The sequence below is a fragment of the Pseudomonas sp. NY15435 genome, assembly GCF_048068295.1.
Taxonomy (GTDB): domain Bacteria; phylum Pseudomonadota; class Gammaproteobacteria; order Pseudomonadales; family Pseudomonadaceae; genus Pseudomonas.
In genome coordinates, this window is sequence record NZ_JBLUQA010000005.1 from 41,548 (window position 1) to 59,165 (window position 17,618).

Annotated in this window: 18 protein-coding genes; 13 read left to right on the forward strand and 5 right to left on the reverse strand. The window is 65.6% G+C overall.

Annotation, left to right across the window (positions count from 1 at the left end; genetic code table 11):
• Positions 1-16 precede the first annotated feature (16 nt).
• Positions 17-700: an acireductone synthase gene (gene mtnC / locus ACNFH5_RS13165; RefSeq protein WP_416746535.1), complete on the forward strand. Its 684-nt coding sequence runs from the start codon at positions 17-19 to the stop codon at positions 698-700.
• A gap of 85 nt (positions 701-785) precedes the next feature.
• Positions 786-977, forward strand: a complete 192-nt coding sequence (locus ACNFH5_RS13170) for a PLDc N-terminal domain-containing protein (protein ID WP_416746537.1) — start codon at positions 786-788, stop codon at positions 975-977.
• A 597-nt stretch (positions 978-1,574) separates the two neighbouring features.
• On the opposite strand, the gene ACNFH5_RS13175 is transcribed toward ACNFH5_RS13170, so the two are convergent.
• A complete protein-coding gene (locus ACNFH5_RS13175; RefSeq protein WP_416746539.1) occupies positions 1,575-2,102 on the reverse strand; it encodes a dihydrofolate reductase family protein in 528 nt (175 codons plus the stop codon).
• Between the two features lie 67 nt (positions 2,103-2,169).
• Here ACNFH5_RS13175 and ACNFH5_RS13180 point away from each other — a divergent pair, with 67 nt between their 5' ends.
• Both ACNFH5_RS13180 and ACNFH5_RS13185 read left to right on the forward strand, forming a co-directional pair.
• Positions 2,170-2,748 carry a TetR/AcrR family transcriptional regulator gene (locus ACNFH5_RS13180; protein WP_416746541.1) on the forward strand — a complete coding sequence of 193 codons (579 nt, stop codon included), beginning with the start codon at positions 2,170-2,172 and terminating at the stop codon, positions 2,746-2,748.
• Positions 2,749-2,772: 24 nt separating this feature from the next.
• Positions 2,773-3,306, forward strand: coding sequence for a methylated-DNA--[protein]-cysteine S-methyltransferase (locus ACNFH5_RS13185; RefSeq protein ID WP_416746543.1), 534 nt, complete (start codon positions 2,773-2,775; stop codon positions 3,304-3,306).
• On the opposite strand, the gene ACNFH5_RS13190 is transcribed toward ACNFH5_RS13185, so the two are convergent.
• Both ACNFH5_RS13190 and ACNFH5_RS13195 read right to left on the reverse strand, forming a co-directional pair.
• On the reverse strand, positions 3,303-3,806 hold the full coding sequence (locus tag ACNFH5_RS13190) for a methylated-DNA--[protein]-cysteine S-methyltransferase (RefSeq protein WP_416746545.1): 504 nt from the start codon (positions 3,804-3,806) through the stop codon (positions 3,303-3,305). The two genes, ACNFH5_RS13185 and ACNFH5_RS13190, sit on opposite strands and share 4 nt — an antisense overlap.
• 2 nt (positions 3,807-3,808) lie before the next feature.
• A complete protein-coding gene (locus tag ACNFH5_RS13195) occupies positions 3,809-4,714 on the reverse strand; it encodes a DNA-3-methyladenine glycosylase family protein (RefSeq protein ID WP_416746547.1) in 906 nt (301 codons plus the stop codon).
• A 192-nt stretch (positions 4,715-4,906) separates the two neighbouring features.
• On the opposite strand from ACNFH5_RS13195, the gene speE reads away from it, so the two are divergent.
• The 3 genes from speE (at position 4,907) to ACNFH5_RS13210 (ending at position 9,253) form a co-directional block, all read left to right on the forward strand.
• The gene (speE, locus tag ACNFH5_RS13200; protein WP_416746549.1) at positions 4,907-5,767 is read left to right on the forward strand and encodes a polyamine aminopropyltransferase; all 861 of its coding nucleotides are present in this window, start codon (positions 4,907-4,909) and stop codon (positions 5,765-5,767) included.
• Between the two features lie 322 nt (positions 5,768-6,089).
• Positions 6,090-8,168, forward strand: coding sequence for an LTA synthase family protein (locus ACNFH5_RS13205; protein WP_416746551.1), 2,079 nt, complete (start codon positions 6,090-6,092; stop codon positions 8,166-8,168).
• 299 nt (positions 8,169-8,467) lie between these two features.
• Positions 8,468-9,253 carry a sulfite exporter TauE/SafE family protein gene (locus tag ACNFH5_RS13210; protein ID WP_169887878.1) on the forward strand — a complete coding sequence of 262 codons (786 nt, stop codon included), beginning with the start codon at positions 8,468-8,470 and terminating at the stop codon, positions 9,251-9,253.
• A 19-nt stretch (positions 9,254-9,272) separates the two neighbouring features.
• Here ACNFH5_RS13210 and ACNFH5_RS13215 read toward each other — a convergent pair whose 3' ends face one another.
• A complete protein-coding gene (locus tag ACNFH5_RS13215; RefSeq protein ID WP_416746553.1) occupies positions 9,273-10,289 on the reverse strand; it encodes an AraC family transcriptional regulator in 1,017 nt (338 codons plus the stop codon).
• Positions 10,290-10,436: 147 nt separating this feature from the next.
• On the opposite strand from ACNFH5_RS13215, the gene ACNFH5_RS13220 reads away from it, so the two are divergent.
• The 6 genes from ACNFH5_RS13220 (at position 10,437) to ACNFH5_RS13245 (ending at position 15,870) form a co-directional block, all read left to right on the forward strand.
• Entirely contained in the window at positions 10,437-11,912 is a 1,476-nt protein-coding gene (locus ACNFH5_RS13220) for a flavin-containing monooxygenase (protein WP_416746555.1), read from the forward strand.
• Positions 11,896-12,858, forward strand: coding sequence for an alpha/beta hydrolase (locus ACNFH5_RS13225; protein ID WP_416746557.1), 963 nt, complete (start codon positions 11,896-11,898; stop codon positions 12,856-12,858). Before ACNFH5_RS13220 ends, ACNFH5_RS13225 begins: the two co-directional genes overlap by 17 nt.
• Positions 12,855-13,616: an SDR family oxidoreductase gene (locus ACNFH5_RS13230; RefSeq protein WP_416746559.1), complete on the forward strand. Its 762-nt coding sequence runs from the start codon at positions 12,855-12,857 to the stop codon at positions 13,614-13,616. Before ACNFH5_RS13225 ends, ACNFH5_RS13230 begins: the two co-directional genes overlap by 4 nt.
• A gap of 33 nt (positions 13,617-13,649) precedes the next feature.
• Positions 13,650-14,333 (forward strand): hypothetical protein, encoded by a 684-nt coding sequence (locus ACNFH5_RS13235; protein ID WP_416746561.1) that lies wholly within the window; start codon positions 13,650-13,652, stop codon positions 14,331-14,333.
• 278 nt (positions 14,334-14,611) lie between these two features.
• Entirely contained in the window at positions 14,612-14,950 is a 339-nt protein-coding gene (locus ACNFH5_RS13240) for a ribonuclease E inhibitor RraB (protein ID WP_024765445.1), read from the forward strand.
• A 215-nt stretch (positions 14,951-15,165) separates the two neighbouring features.
• Complete coding sequence (locus ACNFH5_RS13245; RefSeq protein ID WP_416746563.1) at positions 15,166-15,870, forward strand: type 1 glutamine amidotransferase; 705 nt, start codon at positions 15,166-15,168, stop codon at positions 15,868-15,870.
• 195 nt (positions 15,871-16,065) lie between these two features.
• Here ACNFH5_RS13245 and ACNFH5_RS13250 read toward each other — a convergent pair whose 3' ends face one another.
• Positions 16,066-17,490, reverse strand: coding sequence for a gamma-aminobutyraldehyde dehydrogenase (locus ACNFH5_RS13250; protein WP_416746565.1), 1,425 nt, complete (start codon positions 17,488-17,490; stop codon positions 16,066-16,068).
• Positions 17,491-17,618 lie beyond the last annotated feature (128 nt).

A 17,618-nucleotide genomic window follows, 5' to 3' on the forward strand; every position in this document is an offset into this window, starting at 1 on the left:
GGTTTTTGGAGTTTCCATGTCCATCAAAGCCATCCTCACCGACATCGAAGGCACCACCAGCGCGGTCAGCTTCGTCTTCGACGTGCTCTTCCCTTATGCCGCCGCGCACCTGCCGGACTACGTGCGTGAGCACGCCGCCGATCCCGCCGTGGCTGAGCAGCTCGCCGCCGTGCGCGCCGACAGTGGCGAGGCGAACGCGGATACCGAACGCTGTATCGAAATTCTCCTCGGCTGGATCGCCGAAGACCGCAAGGCCACGCCCCTCAAGGCGCTGCAGGGGATGGTCTGGGAGCAGGGCTACCGCGCCGGCCAGCTCAAGGGCCACGTCTACCCGGACGCTGTTGACGCGCTGCGCCACTGGCACGCCGAGGGCTACCAGCTGTACGTCTATTCCTCCGGCTCGATCCAGGCGCAGAAACTGATCTTCGGCTGCTCCGAGGCTGGCGACCTGTCGCCGCTGTTCTCCGGCTACTTCGACACCACCAGCGGGCCCAAGCGCGAGGCCGAGTCCTATCAGCGCATCGCCGCTGCCATCGGCCTGCCGGGCGAGGAAATCCTCTTCCTCTCCGACGTGGTTCAGGAACTGGACGCCGCACAGCAGGCCGGCCTGCAGACCATCGGACTGGCCCGCGAGGGCGGCGTGCTGGAAGGCCACGACACCGTGGCCAGCTTTGCGGTGATCGACCCGGCCCGCGTCTGAGCCTAACCGTTGGCCCATGCCCGTGCCGTTGTGGCACGGGCGGCTATGCTGATCAAGCCGACATTCTCCTGGAAGGATCTTCCATATGGGCTCGACCCTGAGTGGCCTGATCAGCCTGATTATCTTTGCCCTGGATATCTGGGCGATCATCAACGTAGTGAAAAGCAACGCCGAGATGCCGATGAAGATCATCTGGATCCTGGTGATCGTCATCCTGCCGGTGCTGGGCCTGATCATCTGGGCGGTGGCGGGCCCGCGGGGGAATGTGAAGATCTAGCGCTCCCTGCAGGAGCGGGCGCTGCCCGCGATCCGTCGGCAGGGCCGATGATTTCTTTTGCTCTGATGTGATAGGTCTGCTGCGTGGGCTCGGGTGTTTCTGCACCGCATCGGCGTGCGCGCGGAATCTGTGTTTCGCCCCCTCGGGCGACCTACTTTGCCAGACGACGCAAAGTAGGCAAAGGTCTTGCCCCAATCATCCGGTTTTTCGCTTGGGGCGAAAAATACCCTCGTTGAATTGAAGTTTCAGGGGCACGCCGCGAAGGGCCATCCCTGGCCCATCGCGGCTCTCGCGGCATCCATGCCGCTCAACCCCTCAAACTCCAATTCAACGAGGCCTCCTGAACGGGGCGTTCGGCGTGCGCGAAGGTTTCTCTGGAAGCCTTCAGAGCCAGAGCCAGAGCCAGAGCCAGAGCCAGAGCCAGAGCCAGAGCCAGAGCCAGAGCCAGAGCCAGAGCCAGAGCCAGAGCCAGAGCCGGGGAGCAGGTGCTCTTCGTAGGAGCGAGCTTGCTCGCGAACCGCACGACACGGTCATCCCTGTAGGAGCGGACCTTGTCCGCGAAATCCCACCATCAGCTCCAAAATACCCGATTAATCGTCAGTCGAACCGGTAATGCATCCGCACACAACCCGGCTCGATGACCTTGGCCGACAACAGCGTCGGCGACACCCGCAGCCCGCTGGCGGGGAACAGCGGAAATCCGCCGCCGATGATCTCCGGCATCACATAGATTTCCAGCTCATCCAGCGCCCCGCGCTCCAGGAAGGCCATCTGCAGCTGGCCGCCGCCGAGCATCCACACGTCGCCATCGTCCAGTGCGCGCAGTTCCGCGATCAGTGCCTCGACATCGCTGCGAGTTTCCAGCGGACCCTTGGGTTGCTCAATAGGACGCGAAGTCACTACTACAACCCGCTGTTCGGCGTACGGCCAGGGGCCTGGGTCGGCCGCGAGGAAGTCGTAGGTCGCGCGGCCCATGACCACGGTGCCAATGCGCCGGAGGAATAAGTTGTAGTCATGTTCCCCCAGCTCGAGCTGGTCATGCTTGAACAGCCAGTCCAGTCCGTGTTCCGCGGTAGCGATGAAGCCGTCGAGGCTGCTGGCGATGTAGCCGAGAATCCTGGCCATCCTGGGTCTCCTTGGGTAATCTGCGCACCAATATATAAATGAATGTTCATTTATAGAAGAGGGTGGCATGGCTCGAACCAAGACGGTGAGCGACGAAGCGATACTCGACGCCGCCATGGCGCTGATGGTGCGGGAGGGGCCGGAGGCGATCACTTTCGCTGCTGTGGGCCGCGAGGTCGGGCTATCCGCCGCGACGCTGGTGCAGCGGCATGCAACCAAGGCTGAGTTCCTCCGTGCCGTTCTGTTGCGCGCCTGGGACCAACTGGATACGCAGACCGCGCGCCTCGACGAGAGCGCCGAGCTGAGCCCCGAGGGCGCGGTGCGGATGCTGGTGGCGATGTTCCCGGTGGGAGAGGGCGAGACCGACTACGCGGAGGGGTTGCTGATCCTGCGCGAAGACATGCGTGATCCGCTGTTGCGCGAACGGGGGGCACAGTGGGGCGTCGCGCTGGCCAAGGCGTTGGGGCGGCGGTTGAGTGACGATCCGCAGCGGCAACCGGTACTCGGCCGGCTGATGGCCAGCCAATGGCAGGGAGCGCAGCTGTGGTGGGCTTTCGAGCGCCAGGGCGATCCCGCCAGTGCCATCGGCGAAGAGTTGCGCCGCTGGTGTGATGTTGTGCTGAAGGCGGAAAGGGTTGCGGGATAAGGCGCCGGGATGGAGACTCGTTCGATGCATTACTGCCTGATCGAAACAGACCTCGGCTGGTTCGGGCTCGCCTGGAGCCCGGAAGGAATCACGCGTGCCTATCTGCCGGGCGACTCCGTGCATAGCGTGCGCGAGCGCTTCGACAAGCTCGGCAGTGAGACCGCCCACTGGCCGGCGTTCATCGACGAGGCGCGCCGGCTGATCCTGAGCTATGCACGGGGCGAGGCAGTGTCCTTCGACGCGCTGCCGCTGGACCTGTCGGGGCAAAGCGATTTCCACCGCCGTGTCTACGACGACATTCTCCAGCTCGGTCGCGGCGAGACCACGACCTACGGCGAGATCGCCCGGCGTCTGGGCGATGTTGGCTTGTCCCGCGCGGTGGGGCAGGCGATGGGTTCCAATCCGATTCCGCTGATCATTCCGTGCCACCGCGTGCTCGCCAGCGGCGGCAAGACCGGCGGTTTCTCCGCGCCGGGCGGTAGCTCCTCGAAGATGCGCATGCTGGCGCTGGAGGGCTACGAGGACCCGCAGGCGGCGCAGACCGCCTTCGATTTCTAGGCCGGAGCTCTCGGGGCGGACTGCCAGGCCGACTCCAGCGCGCCTTCCAGGCGCAGCAGCAGTTCCTTGCGTGGCAGGCCGCCGGCATAGCCGGTGAGGCTGCCGTTGCTGCCGATCACCCGGTGGCAGGGGACGATGATGCTGATGGGGTTGGCGCCGTTGGCCGCGCCCACCGCGCGGATCGCCTTGGGCCGGCCGATGCGTCGTGCGAGTTCCGCGTAGACGGTGGTGTAGCCGTAGGGAATCTCCAGCAGCGCCTGCCAGACCTGGCGCTGGAACTCGGTGCCGCCGGTATTGAGGCGCACATCGAATCGCTGGCGCTTGCCGGCGAAGTACTCGTCCAGCTGGCGCGCCACATCGTCCAGCAGCGGGCTGCCTTCGTGCCAGTCCGGCTGCGGGTAATGGCGGACTTCCAGATCCATGTAGAGCATACGCAGGCCGCGTTCGTCGCCGGCCAGCAGCAGGCGGCCGGTGGGGCTGTCGTGGTAGCGGTAGTGCATGGTCATCCTCCGGTGCGGCCGGCCTGGGAATAGGCGTGCCACAGATAGACGGCGGCATAGGCGCGCCACGGCCGCCAGGCTTCGGCGCGGCGTTGCAGCTCGCGGGCAGTGATGCCTTCTGCGCCCCAGACCGGTGACTTGAGCAGGCCCAGGTCGGCGGCGGGGAAGGCGTCCGGATCGCCGAAGGCGCGCAGGGCGACGTACTCGGCGGTCCAGGGGCCGATGCCGGGGAGGGCGCAGAGGCGCTTCACCAGGTCCTCGGCGCCGTCTTCCACGTGCAAGGCCAGCGCGCCGCTGGCGCAGGCGGCAGAAAAGCGCTGCAGGGTCTCGACGCGCTTGCCGGGCATGCCGATGCCGGCGAGGTCGGCTTCGGCCAGGGCCTCGGGGGTGGGGAACAGACGGGTCGGCTTGCCTTCGACGTCGCCGGGCAGCGCTTCGCCCAGGCGCTGCACCAGCCGCCCGACGATGGTTACCGCAGCTTTCACCGTGACCTGTTGGCCGACTATGGCGCGCACGGCCTGCTCGAACGGGTCGAACGCGGTGGGCAGGCGCAGGCCGGGAGCCTGCAGCAGGAGTGGCCCGAGGACGGTGTCACCGCCCAGGTGCGCGGCGATGTGGGCGGGATTGCTGTCCAGGTCGAACATCTTGCGCGCCCGCGCCGTCAGCGCTTCGGCATGGGCGGCCGGCAGGTGCAGTTCCAGTTCCAGCTCGGCGCGGTCCTCCACGGGGGCCACGCTGAACCAGCCGCTATCCGCGCCCAGCCGCACGCTGCGGGCATAGCGCCGGGGCGACAGGCATTCGACGCCAGCCAGGCTGCGCAGGGCGAAGTGGTCGTGGAACTGCTGCCAATCCCAGGGCGCGTGGTAGGACAGGCGGATGATCCGGGGGGCGGGGGCTGTGCTTTTCATGCAGCGACCTTACCTGTTGCGCGCCGGGCTGTCCTCCCGCGCCTGACTTTCAAACTGGCGTGGTCGGGCTCCTTACAGGGCGCGCCGACGGCAGGGTTCGACCTGTCATCTTCCGGCACGTAGAATGCGCGCCTCTTTCGGGGCGGCCCGGCCGTCCCCTCCTAGTGTCTTGTCCCGACGGGAGCCCACTGCATGCACGATTACCAGGAAACCCTCTACGACGGCTATGGCCAGCGTTTCAGCGTCGACAGGATGCTCCACGAGGTGCGCACCGAGCACCAGCACCTGGTGATCTTCGAGAACGCCCGCATGGGCCGCGTGATGGCGCTGGACGGAGTGATCCAGACCACCGAGGCCGACGAGTTCATCTACCACGAGATGCTCACCCACGTACCGATCCTCGCCCATGGCGCGGCCAAGCGCGTGCTGATCATCGGCGGTGGTGACGGTGGCATGCTGCGCGAGGTGTCCAAGCACGCCAGCGTCGAGCACATCACCATGGTCGAGATCGATGGCACCGTGGTCGACATGTGCAAGGAATTCCTGCCGAATCATTCCCAGGGTGCGTTCGACGATGCACGCCTGAACCTGGTGATCGACGACGGCATGCGCTTCGTCGCCACCACCACGGAGAAGTTCGACGTGATCATCTCCGACTCCACCGACCCGATCGGTCCGGGCGAAGTGCTGTTCTCGGAAAACTTCTACCAGGCCTGCCACCGCTGCCTGAACGAGGGCGGTGTGCTGGTGACCCAGAACGGTACGCCTTTCATGCAGCTGGACACCGTGCGCAACACCGCCGGCCGGATGAACGGCCTGTTCGCCGACTGGCACTTCTACCAGGCGGCCGTGCCGACCTACATCGGCGGCTCGATGACCTTCGCCTGGGGCTCGACCAACCCGGCGCTGCGCAAGGTCGATGCGGGCACCCTTGCCCAGCGCTTCGCCGCCAGTGGCATCCAGACCCGCTACTACAACCCGGCCATCCACCAGGGCGCCTTCGCCCTGCCGCAGTACGTGCTGCAGGCCATCGGCAAGCCGGCCAACGACTGATCCAGCGCTGCCCGTCGTGCTTATCGCGCGGCGGGCAGGGGCGCAATGCCCGACATTCCCGCCCATCGGGACATTTTCTTCACATGCCGTCCGGCACTCTGCCCGCCGTCAGGCGGTCCCACCTGCGCCGGTTCTCGCTCGCATCATCTCGAAACGAATACCCGCTCAGGCTTAATGTCCGCTTAAGGCGCGCACAATAGAATGCGACGCCGCTGCTTTTGCGGTGTAATGCCGCAGCCTTTCGCGCTCGCGCGGGCAAGTCATCCTGCCCGGCCATGGCGACGCTCCTTCGAACCCTGAACGTTCACAACGGAACCAAGAAATGGGCCAATCAGAAGTCCTGACCAACCGCCAGACCGGTGCGAGCCTCACGCGGCCCACCGTGTCCAGCCACCTGGCGTTCACCGCGCTCAGCGTCCTTGCGCTGATGGTGATGTTCTCCCTGCTGCGCGTGGCGCTGCTCGTCTATAACCGCGAGCTGATCGGCAGCACCCCGGCGTCCACCTTCGTCGAAGCCTTCATCACCGGCATGCGTTTCGACATCCGCGCCGTGGTCTACATCGTCGCCCCGCTGGTCTTCGCCATCGCGAGCGTGCGTGCCATGGGCTGGCGCTGGCTGTGGAAGACCTGGCTGACCATCGCCGCGAGCATCACGCTGTTCCTCGGCGTGCTGGAGATGGACTTCTACCGTGAGTTCCACCAGCGCCTGAACAGCCTGGTGTTCCAGTACATGTCCGAAGACCCGAAGACGGTCATGAGCATGATCTGGTACGGCTACCCGGTGGTTCGCTACCTGTTGGCCTGGGCCTTTGCCACCTGGCTGCTGTACCTGGTGTTCCGTGGCATCGACCGCGCGACCCGTCCGGATGCTTCCGGTCCGTCCGCCGCCGCCTGGTATCTCCGCGTGGCCGTGATGCTGGTGGTGATCGTGGTCTGCGTGGTCGCTGCCCGCGGTACCCTGCGCCAGGGCCCGCCGCTGCGCTGGGGCGACGCCTTCACCACGGATTCGATGTTCGCCAACCAGCTGGGCCTGAACGGCACCCTGAGCCTGATCAAGGCTGCCGAAAGCCGCTTCCTGTCCGAAGACCGCGACAACATCTGGAAAGCCACCCTGCCGGTGGACCAGGCACGCGATGTGGTGCGCCAGATGCTGGTGATGCCGGACGACAAGCTGGTCGACGCTGATGACGCCGCCGTGCGCCGTGACTACACCCCGCCGGCCGATGGCACGCTGCCGATCAAGAACGTCGTGGTGATCCTCATGGAAAGCTTCGCCGGCCACTACGTTGGTGCGCTGGGCGGCAAGGGCGATATCACCCCTTACTTCGACAAGCTGAGCAAGGAAGGGCTGCTATTCACCCAGTACTTCTCCAACGGCACCCACACCCACCAGGGCATGTTCGCCACCATGGCGTGCTTCCCCAACCTGCCGGGCTTCGAGTACCTGATGCAGACGCCCGAGGGCGGCCACAAGTTCTCCGGCCTGCCGCAGCTGCTGTCGGCGCGCAAGTTCGAGGACGTCTACGTCTACAACGGCGACTTCGCCTGGGACAACCAGTCCGGCTTCTTCGCCAACCAGGGCATGACTTCGTTCATCGGCCGTAACGACTTCGTCAATCCGGTGTTCTCCGACCCGACCTGGGGTGTGTCCGACCAGGACATGTTCGCCCGCGGCAACGAGGAACTGGACAAGCTCGCAGCCACCGGCAAGCCGTTCTATGCCCTGCTGCAGACCCTGTCCAACCACGTGCCTTACGCACTGCCGAAAGACCTGCCGGTGGAGCGCGTGACCGGTAACGGCAGCCTCGACGAGCACCTGACGGCCATGCGTTATTCCGACTGGGCGCTGGGGCAGTTCTTCGAGAAGGCGAAGAAATCGCCGTACTACAAGGACACCCTGTTCGTGGTCGTCGGCGACCATGGTTTCGGCAGCCCCGAGCAGCTGACCGAGATGGACCTGTTCCGCTTCAACGTGCCGCTGCTGCTGGTGGCTCCGGGCATCCAGGAGAAGTTCGGCGCGACCCGCGACACTGTCGGCACCCAGATCGACATCGTGCCTACCATCATGGGTCGCCTGGGCGGTGAAGTGCGCCACCAGTGCTGGGGTCGCGACCTGCTGAACCTGCCGGCTGGCGACAAGGGTATCGGCGTGATCAAGCCGTCGGGTAGTGAGCAGGTGGTCGCCGTGATTTCCGGTAACCGCATCCTGATCCGTCCGAAGGAAGGCGATATTCGCGTCTACGATTACAAGCTGGGCAGCGACTTTGGCGTGAAGCGCGTGGACGGCGCCGCCGACCAGGAAAGCCTGCGCGTGCGCCTGGAATCGTTCATCCAGACCGCGACCAAGAGCCTGCTGGACAACACCGCTGGCGTGGTGGACGGCAAGCCTGACGTGAAGTAATCGCGCAGTCAGTGAAAAGGGGCCTTCGGGCCCCTTTTTTCATGGGCGAGGGTTTTGCCTTCTGTAGGAGCGAGTTTGCTCGCGAACCGCTCTGGCCTGGTGGTCTCGGAGTTGTTCGCGAGCAAGCTCGCTCGTACAGAAAACGCCGGGCCAGAGGGCTTGGTGTCGGAATGGACGACAGAATCTTCAGTAAGAAGAGGTTATAAAGTAAGACCACATCGGTCTAATGGATTATAAGAAAAGTCAGTATCCTCCCGGCCACACCACGAGGTGATCGTTTCGCCAGTCAGGACGCGTAGATGGATTTCGGCAATATCGGGTTTGTAGTCGCGGGTCTTGTCGTAGGCTTTATCGTTGGAATGACCGGTGTCGGTGGCGGTTCGCTGATGACGCCGATTCTGCTCTGGTTCGGTATCAACCCCGCCGCCGCGGTGGGCACCGACCTGCTCTATGCCGCCATCACCAAGTCCGGCGGCGTCCTGGTCCACCGCAAGAACGACAACATCGACTGGCGCATCACCGGCTGGCTGGCCTTGGGCAGCGTCCCGGCAGCGGCGCTGACGCTGCTGTTCCTGCATAGCCTGCACACCGATACCGCGGCGATGAACGCGGTCATCAAGAACGCCCTGGGCGTCGTGCTGCTGCTCACCGCCCTGGCCGTGCTGTTCAAGAAGCAGGTGCTGGCCTTCGCCCAGCGTCATGCCGGCGACAGCTTCCACTTCAGCGGCCCCCGCCTGAATACCCTGACCGTGATCACCGGCGCCATCCTCGGCGGCATGGTTGCGCTGACGTCCATTGGCGCCGGTGCCCTGGGTACCGTGGCGCTGTTCATCCTTTATCCCTTCCTCGCCACCCGCCGTCTGGTGGGCACCGAGATCGCCCACGCCGTACCGCTCACCCTGGTCGCCGGCCTCGGCCACGCCAGCATGGGCAACATGGACTGGGGCCTGCTCGGTTACCTGCTGATCGGCTCGCTGCCGGGCATCTACATCGGCAGCCACCTGGCCGGGCGTATTCCGGACGGCGTGCTGCGCCCGTGCCTGGCGATCATGCTGGCGATGATCGGCTACAAGCTGGTCTTCTAAGCTCGCTTCTCGAGACGCCTCAGCCGCGGCGGAAACGCCCTGGGGTCACGCCTTTCCAGCGGCGGAAGGCGTGGATGAAGTTCGACACCTCGCCATAGCCGAGCCGCTCGGCAATCTCCTCCAGACGAATCGCCCCGGTGGCCAGCAACTCCTCGGCCAGCGCTTGGCGCACCTCATCCAGCAGGGCACGATAGCTGCTGTCCTCGGCCTCCAGCCGGCGTCGCAGCGTGCGTGAGGTCATGTGCAGTTCGTCCGCCAGTTGCTCCATGTCCGGCAGCCGTCCCGGCGTGCCCAGCAGGCGATCGCGAATCTGCCCGGACAGCCCGGTGCGTACCTGCCGGCGAGCGAGCAGGGCGCGGCATTGTTCCTCGCAGCGCCGAGCTACTTCCGGGTTGGCGCCGGGAAGAGGCAATTCAAGAATGCGGCTGTCGAAGACGATGCGGTTCTCCACCTGGCCAAAAAGCGGCGTCACCCCCAATTCATCGATGTAGGGCTGCAGGTCGGCCGGTGCTTCGCGGCGAAACAGCGCCTGGCGGATCGGCGGCGGCTGGTTGGTGAGGTCGCGCTGGATGCGCAGCACTCCGCCGCCGTCGCGGTCGATGAGAAAGTCGCGCAGGTCTTCCGGCACGGCGGAGTCATCCAGCACCAGGTGCGCCTCGCCGTCGTGTTCCTCCAGCGTCATGCGGTGGAAGGCGTAGGTCAGGTCGAGGTAGCGCAGGCCCAGGTGCGCCGCGCTGAGGAAGGTCGAGCTGCTGAGCAGCGCGAAGCCCCAGATGCCGTAAGTATTGAGGTGATAGCGCAGCCCGGCCTTGAGCCCGATGCCTGGGCGCTGGCCGATTTGCCGGTTGATGTTGCGCAGCAACTCCAGTTCCTGGATCGCGTCGACTTCCGCACCCGGGTCGGCGAGCACGCCGATGTCAAGGCCAGTGCCGTCCAGGCACTGCTCCAGGGTCATGCCGTGATCGAGGGCGAACTGGGTCATGAGCTGCACGCTGATGGCGCTGCGCCGGGGCGACCAGGGTGGAGTGGTGGGCATCGGAACCTCGGATGTCAGGATGACCGAAAATCAGGGGTGACCGAAAGTCACAATTTTCTGTCCGACTATGCCATAACTCGTGGCGGGAAGTCGCACTAGGATGGTGTCATCCGCCGCTGTGCGGACTTCGAAACCGGGAGCACAACAATGACAACACCATCCCGTCGATCGGCCGCCCCGCGCGTGCTGATCATCGGCGCCGGCTTCGCCGGCCTGGGCCTGGCGATCCGCCTGCAGAAAGCTGGCATCCAGGACTTCCTGATCCTCGAGAAGGCTGCCGACGTCGGCGGCTGCTGGCGCGAGAACGTCTATCCAGGCGCTGCCTGCGATGTGCCTTCACACCTGTATTCCTTCTCCTTCGAACCCAAGGCTGACTGGTCGCGCAAATTCGCGCCCCAGGCGGAAATCCTCGAGTACGCGCGGCACTGCGCCGACAAGTACCGTTTGCGCGAACGTATCCGCTTCAACTGCGAAGTGAGCGAGGCCAGCTTCGATGAAGCGGCCGGTGAGTGGCAGGTGACCTGCGCTGACGGCGAGGAGCTGCGCGCCCAGTCGCTGGTGTGCGCCCTCGGCCAATTGAGCCGTCCGCTGATCCCGAAGCTGCCAGGCATCGAGCGCTTCCGGGGCAAGGCCTTCCACTCCGCGCAGTGGGACCACCAAACGCCGCTGGACGGCAAGCGTGTCGCGGTGGTCGGCACTGGCGCCAGCGCCATCCAGTTCGTCCCGCAGATTGCGCCGAAGGTGGCTGAGTTGTTGCTGTTCCAGCGCAGCGCCGCCTATGTGATTCCCAAGCCGGACCGTCCTTACGCCGACTGGGAACGCCGTATCAAGTCGCGCCTGCCCTGGCTGCAACGCCTGGATCGAGGCCTGAAGTACATCCAGCACGAGGCGCGGGCGCTGGCCTTCACCGTGTTCCCGCCAATGATGAAATTCATGCGGATCAGCTTCCACCTGCACATGCGCAAAAGCATCAGCGACCCGCAGCTGCGTGCTCGGTTGCAGCCGGACTATCCCATGGGCTGCAAGCGCATCCTGATCAGCAACGACTACTACCCGGCATTGGCGCGCAGCAATGTGAAGCTGGTGGATACCGGTATAAGCGAGGTCACCGAGGACGCCATCGTGACCCGCGACGGGGTACGCCACCCGGTGGATACGATCATTTACGGTACCGGTTTCGCCGCCACCGAGTTCCTCGCGCCGATGCGTATCACCGGCCTGGGCGGGCGCGAACTGAACCAGGCCTGGAGCGACGGCGCCGAGGCTTACAAGGGCATCAGCGTCAGCGGCTTCCCCAACTTCTTCATCCTCTATGGGCCGAACACCAACCTGGGGCACAACTCCATCATCTACATGCTGGAGAGCCAGTTCCCCTATGTGCTCGGCTGCCTGCAACGGATCCAGCGCGAGGGCCTGAAGTACCTGGACCTCAAGCCACAGGCGCAGCAGGGCTTCAACCGCCAGTTGCAGCACGACCTGCAGCACACCATCTGGGAGCGCGGTTGCAGCAGCTGGTACAAGACCGCAAGCGGCCGCAATACCGTGAACTGGCCGGGCTTCACCTTCCGCTACCGCCAACAGACCCGTCAGCCGGAGTTCGCCGACTATGACTGCATCCGTTGAACCCCAGGTGCCGCTGTCGACCCGCCAGAAACTGCTGACGGCCATCCTGCGCGGCACGCTCAACCTGCTGTTCCGTGGGCTGATGGGCCCGCAATTGCCGGTAAAGGCGCAGCGCGCCCTGTTACGCGGACTGACCGCCGCAACGCTGACGCCCCGTGGTGTACGCAGTGAGCAGACGACCCTGGGCGGCGTGCCCGCCGAAGTCTGGCGGCCGGAAGCGGTGAGCGAGGGCAGGGTGATCCTTTACCTGCACGGCGGCGCCTACCTGGTCGGCTCGCCGGCCACGCACCGGGCGATCACCGCCAACCTGGCGCGGCGCTGCAAGGCCGAGGTCTGGGTGATCGACTACCGCCTGGCCCCCGAGCACCGCTTCCCTGCCCAGCGCGAGGACGCCGTAGCGGCTTATCGTGCATTGCTCGACAAGGGCATCCCCGCACCAACCATCGCGGTAGCCGGCGACTCCGCCGGCGGCCACCTGACCCTGCAGTTGGCGCTGGAAGCCAAGGCGCTGGGCCTGCCGATGCCAGGTGCGCTGGTCACTTTCTCGCCGGTGACCGATCTCTCCGGCGAGCATTTGCACGCCCCGGCGGCGGGCGATCCGCTGATCACCCGCGCCTGGATGGACAGCGCCATGGAGATGTTCTGCCCGCCCGGCGTGCCCCGCGCGGACGCCCAGTTGTCGCCGCTGCACGCTGATCTCAGCGGCCTGCCGCCGCTGCTGATCCAGGTTGGCGAGGACGAGGTGTTGCGCAACGACAGCCTGCGATTCGTCGATGCGGCACGGCGTTACGGCAACACCGTGCAACTGCAGCGCTTTCCCGGCTGCTGGCATGTGTTCCAGGCTCACGCCGGCCTGCTGGACGTGGCCGACCGTGCCTTGCAGGACGTCGCCCATTTTGTCGCCAGCCATCTACAGGTCGCCCCCTTGCAAGGAGTGCAGCGATGAACACCATTCTGATCAGCGGGGCGGCCTCGGGCATCGGCGCCGCCACCGCGAAACTGTTTCATCAGCGCGGCTGGCGCGTTGGCCTGATCGACCTCAATCCCGAACCGCTGGCGGCGCTGGCTGCCGAGCTCGGCGGCGCCTGGCAACGGGCGCTGGACGTCACGGACGCCGAGGCTGTGACGGCGGCGGTGCGCGGATTCGCCGACGCACACGACGGCCATCTGCGCCTGCTGTTCAATTGCGCGGGCATCCTGCGTTTCGGCCGCTTCGAGGACATCAGCCTTGCCGAGCACAACCGCATCATCGCCATCAACGTGCAGGGCGTACTCAATTGCTGCTACGCCGCGCTGCCGTACCTCAAGCGCACGCCGGGCGCGCAGGTGCTGAACATGGGCTCGGCATCCGGGCTCTATGGCGTGCCGCAGATGGCCAGTTATTCGGCCTCGAAGTTCGCCGTGCGCGGGCTGACCGAGGCGCTGGAGCTGGAGTGGCGCGAGCTGGGCATTCGCGTCGCCGACCTGATGCCGCCGTTCGTGCGCACGCCGATGGTCGCCAGCCAGACCTTCGAACCGCCGGTGTTGCGCCGCCTGGGCGTCACCCTGGTGGCTGAGGATATTGCCCAGGCCGCGTGGCGGCAGGCCCAGAGCGGCGGCGTGCATCGGCCCATTGGCGCGATGTTCCGCGCGATGTACTGGTCCGGCCAGCTGTCGCCACCGGCGATCAACCGTTGGGTGATGGCCTGGCTCAGCCGTGCCTGAGTAGACTGGAGGGGCGGCGAAGGAGGCCGTCCCATGCAGCGAAATCCGGAACCCCAGCCTTCGGCCTGGCAGCGCGTGCTGCAGGACATCACTTCACCCTTCGACCGCATCAGCGAGATGACCTATGGGGTGATCATGACCCTGACCATCATCTCGGTGATTTCCGCCGCCAGCGGCGGGGCCAGCCGGCAGGATCTGATCGTCGCTGCACTGGGTTGCAACCTGGCCTGGGGGCTGGTGGACGCGATGCTGCTGCTGGTGCGTCTGCGGGTCGAGCGGGTGCATCGGCACGGCCGCCTGCGAGCCCTGCGCAGGACGTCCAGTGATATCGATTTCCGCGAGGGCCTCGACGAGTTCCTGCCGCCGCGGCTGGTGGCTGCGCTGCAACCAGACGAGGTCTGGCGACTGCGCCAGCGGCTGATGCGCTCGGACCTGGGTACCGGGCAATTGCGTCATGGGGGCGCGGAAGTCTGGCTGGCGGCGCTGCTGATCGTGCTGCTGGTCAGCGGCATCACGCTACCGCTGATCCTGCCGCTGTGGCTGGTGCCAGATGATCTGCTGGCGCTCCGCCTGGCCCAGGGTATCGGCGTGGTCATGCTGTTCGGCTTGGGCTGGCTGCTCAGTCGCTGGTCCGGCGACTCACCCTGGCCGGGGGCGCTGGGTTTCATGGCGCTGGGCGTGGCCATGACAGGCCTGTGCATAGCGTTGGGCGGCTAGCGACGCGGGATGGCGCCTTTCTGCCGCCCGTCGCCGCCGAACGGCGCGAAGCGCCAAAGGAGCGGCAGGTCGCGAGCTCAGGCGCTACTCTGAGAAATGTGGCCGGGACATTTCCGCGGCGCCATTCGTCGCGTTCGGCGGAGTTGGCCACCATTTCGGGGGACGTTGCGTCATTTGACGTTTCCCGGCGGCACACTGAAGTGCCCGGAATACGCCCTTGCAGGGCGTGTTCGTTGGCGGGGAATACACTCTGAACGTCTCGACAGGAGGTGCGTACCATGGAAAAGCCCCTCTCGGAGGATATCAGCGTCAACGTGTTGCGCCGGATGAAGGAAGGTGGCTTCGATTTCGCACGCATTCATCCCATCGACTTTTTCGCCATCTTTTCCGATGAACAGAACGCCCGCAAAGCTGCCCGGCAGTTTCGCGGCGAGTCGCTGAGAACCCAGGTCGAAGCCCGCGATGACGGCGGCTGGAGCCTGCAGATCAGCAAGGTGATGTTCGCCACCCATGCCGCCATCGGCGATTTCGAACACGACCTTGAGGAAGTCGTGGTGCCACTGGGCGGAATTCTCGATGGTTGGGGTGTGACCCAGGAGGTCACCTCCCTGCGTTGATCGCAACACGTCGTTGAGCCGTCGCGCGACGGCCGATCTTCTACCCGCGCTCTTTACCCGTAAGAATGAAAATGCGCGCTGTCGCCAGCAGTGACGGCGCGCCTTTTTTCGCCTGGGCAACGGCGCCTGCGCGGCAGCCGTGCAAGGACAAGCTTGCGGACACGCCAGGTTTCTTCATCGCCACCGATGCGGCAGACTGCCGCGCGGAGGTGACCATGACCGATATCCTGATCCTGACCCACGTCGATTTCTGCCCGCCCGGCCACCTGGGCGCGGTGCTCGACCGTCTGCAACTGCCGTTCGATGTGCTTCGCGTCGACCTGGGCGAGCTGGAAGGCTACGACCTGGAGCGGCCCAAAGCGGTGGCCATCATGGGCGGGCCCATGAGCGTGAACGACGAGCTGCAGTGGCTGCGCGACGAGATCGCCGCGATCCGCCGTTTCATCGAGCGCGACGTACCGATGATCGGCCACTGCCTGGGCGGCCAGTTGCTGGCCAAGGCGCTGGGCGCCGACATCCACCGCCTGCCGTACACCGAGCTGGGCTGGCAGCCCATGCGGCGCCAGGAAGCGCAGAGCCCGTGGCTGGCGCACCTGCCTGAGGAATTTCCGATCTACCAGTGGCACGGCGACACCTTCGACATTCCCGAAGGTGCCACCCGCGTGCTGTCCAGCCCCTGGTGCGAGAACCAGGCGTTCAGCTATGGCGAGCGCATCCTCGGCCTGCAGGGGCATCCGGAGATGACCGAAGAACTGGTCAGTGATTGGGTCAACGGTTTCCCGGAGTACCTCGATCCGAGCCAGCCGAGCCAGGAAAGCGCCGAGGTGATGCTTGAGGGCCTGCCGCAGCGGGTCGCGGCGATGAACCAGGTGGCGGAGGGGTTCTACCGCCATTGGTTGAAGCTGGCCGGGTTGATCTGATCCGGCGATCTTTGCGGCGCTGGGATATCGCGGACGGAGTCCGCTCCTACGCAGAAGCGGGCTCTTCGTAGGAGCGAGCTTGCTCGCGAACAACCCCCGCTACGGGGCCAGGGTTCGCGAGCAAGCTCGCTCCTACAGGTCAGGTTCACGCCGTAGGGCGTACAACCGTTTGCGGCTGTACGCCGGTGTCGCGGCTCAGTGCTTGAACATGATGTGCCGCGCCACGGTGTAGTCCTCCAGGCCGTACATGGACAGGTCCTTGCCGTAGCCGGACTGCTTGAAGCCGCCGTGGGGCATCTCGCTGCACAGCATGAAGTGGGTGTTCACCCAGGTGCAGCCGTACTGCAGCCGCGCGGCCACCCGTGAGGCGCGGCCGACATCCTTGGTCCACACGGACGAGGCGAGTCCGTAGTCGGAGTCGTTGGCCCAGCGCACGGCTTCGTCCGCATCGCTGAATGGCGTTACCGACACGACCGGGCCGAACACTTCGCGGCGGACGATCTCGTCGTCCTGCTGGGCGTTGGCCACCACCGTGGGTTCGTAGAAGAAGCCCTTGCCGCTGACCACCTTGCCGCCGGTAGCGATCTGGATATGCGGGCTGGCCTTGGCACGCTCGACAAAGCCGGAGACGCGGTCGCGCTGGGCCGCGGTGATCAGCGGGCCGAGTTCGGTATTCGGGTCATTCTGCAAACCCGTCTTGAGACTCGATACCGCGCTGGCGAGATCCGCGACGAAGTTGTCGTAGACCTTTTTGCCGGCGTAGATACGGCACGCGGCGGTGCAATCCTGCCCGGCGTTGTAGAAGCCGAAGGTGCGGATGCCGGCAATCACGTCCTCCAGGTCTGCGTCGTCGAACACGATCACCGGCGCCTTGCCGCCCAGCTCCATGTGCAGGCGCTTCACGCTATCGGCGGCGCTCTTGATGATGGCCTTGCCGGTACCCACCGAGCCGGTCAGCGAGACCATGCGCACCAGGTCATGGCTGACCAGCGGGGCGCCCACGCTCGGGCCGCGACCGAAGACCATGTTTACCACGCCGGCGGGGAACAGCTCGGCGATGAATTCCGCGACGCGCAGGGCGGTCAGCGGCGTCTGTTCGGAAGGCTTGAGCACCACGCAGTTACCGGCGGCCAGGGCCGGGCCCAGTTTCCACGCGGCCATCATCAGCGGGTAGTTCCAGGGCGCGATGGAGGCGACCACGCCCACCGGGTCACGGCGAATCATCGAGGTGAAGCCGGGCAGGTACTCGCCGGCGGCGGAGCCGGGCAGTACGCGGCAGGCACCGGCGAAGAAACGGAACACATCGGCGATGGCCGGGATCTCGTCATTCAGCGCGGCGGCATAGGGCTTGCCGCAGTTGTCCGATTCCAGCTTCGCCAGTTCCTCGGCGTGCTCCTCGATACGGTCGGCCAGGCGCAGCAGGAGCATGGCGCGGTCTTTCGGCGCAGTCTGCGACCAGCCGTCGAAGGCAGCGTCGGCGGCGCGCACCGCGGTGTCCACCTGGGCTTCGCTGGCTTCGGCGATCTGGCCGATCACTTCGCCCGTGGCGGGATTGAGGACGTCCAGCTTCGTGCCTTCGCCGGCGACGAATTGGCCGTTGATGAGTAGTTTGGTTTGCATGGGGGCTCCTCTCGTCAGTGGGGGTTCCCTCTCCCCAGCCCTCTCCCTGAAGGGAGAGGGAGCTTTTCGTGCCGGCTGAAACCGTGGTTTCCTCCTGCGCCGATCCAGTCCCCTCTCCCTTCAGGGGG

Bases quoted from the DNA above. Each gene is read 5' to 3' on its own strand.
- ACNFH5_RS13210 (WP_169887878.1), top strand. From the start codon at position 8,468: ATGGATTTCGGCAATATCGGGTTTGTAGTCGCGGGTCTTGTCGTAGGC.
- ACNFH5_RS13215 (WP_416746553.1), bottom strand. From the start codon at position 10,289: ATGCCCACCACTCCACCCTGGTCGCCCCGGCGCAGCGCCATCAGCGTG.
- ACNFH5_RS13170 (WP_416746537.1), top strand. From the start codon at position 786: ATGGGCTCGACCCTGAGTGGCCTGATCAGCCTGATTATCTTTGCCCTG.
- ACNFH5_RS13225 (WP_416746557.1), top strand. From the start codon at position 11,896: ATGACTGCATCCGTTGAACCCCAGGTGCCGCTGTCGACCCGCCAGAAA.
- ACNFH5_RS13190 (WP_416746545.1), bottom strand. From the start codon at position 3,806: ATGCACTACCGCTACCACGACAGCCCCACCGGCCGCCTGCTGCTGGCC.
- ACNFH5_RS13240 (WP_024765445.1), top strand. From the start codon at position 14,612: ATGGAAAAGCCCCTCTCGGAGGATATCAGCGTCAACGTGTTGCGCCGG.
- mtnC (WP_416746535.1), top strand. From the start codon at position 17: ATGTCCATCAAAGCCATCCTCACCGACATCGAAGGCACCACCAGCGCG.
- ACNFH5_RS13245 (WP_416746563.1), top strand. From the start codon at position 15,166: ATGACCGATATCCTGATCCTGACCCACGTCGATTTCTGCCCGCCCGGC.
- ACNFH5_RS13220 (WP_416746555.1), top strand. From the start codon at position 10,437: ATGACAACACCATCCCGTCGATCGGCCGCCCCGCGCGTGCTGATCATC.
- ACNFH5_RS13205 (WP_416746551.1), top strand. From the start codon at position 6,090: ATGGGCCAATCAGAAGTCCTGACCAACCGCCAGACCGGTGCGAGCCTC.
- speE (WP_416746549.1), top strand. From the start codon at position 4,907: ATGCACGATTACCAGGAAACCCTCTACGACGGCTATGGCCAGCGTTTC.
- ACNFH5_RS13195 (WP_416746547.1), bottom strand. From the start codon at position 4,714: ATGAAAAGCACAGCCCCCGCCCCCCGGATCATCCGCCTGTCCTACCAC.
- ACNFH5_RS13250 (WP_416746565.1), bottom strand. From the start codon at position 17,490: ATGCAAACCAAACTACTCATCAACGGCCAATTCGTCGCCGGCGAAGGC.
- ACNFH5_RS13180 (WP_416746541.1), top strand. From the start codon at position 2,170: ATGGCTCGAACCAAGACGGTGAGCGACGAAGCGATACTCGACGCCGCC.
- ACNFH5_RS13235 (WP_416746561.1), top strand. From the start codon at position 13,650: ATGCAGCGAAATCCGGAACCCCAGCCTTCGGCCTGGCAGCGCGTGCTG.
- ACNFH5_RS13175 (WP_416746539.1), bottom strand. From the start codon at position 2,102: ATGGCCAGGATTCTCGGCTACATCGCCAGCAGCCTCGACGGCTTCATC.
- ACNFH5_RS13230 (WP_416746559.1), top strand. From the start codon at position 12,855: ATGAACACCATTCTGATCAGCGGGGCGGCCTCGGGCATCGGCGCCGCC.
- ACNFH5_RS13185 (WP_416746543.1), top strand. From the start codon at position 2,773: ATGCATTACTGCCTGATCGAAACAGACCTCGGCTGGTTCGGGCTCGCC.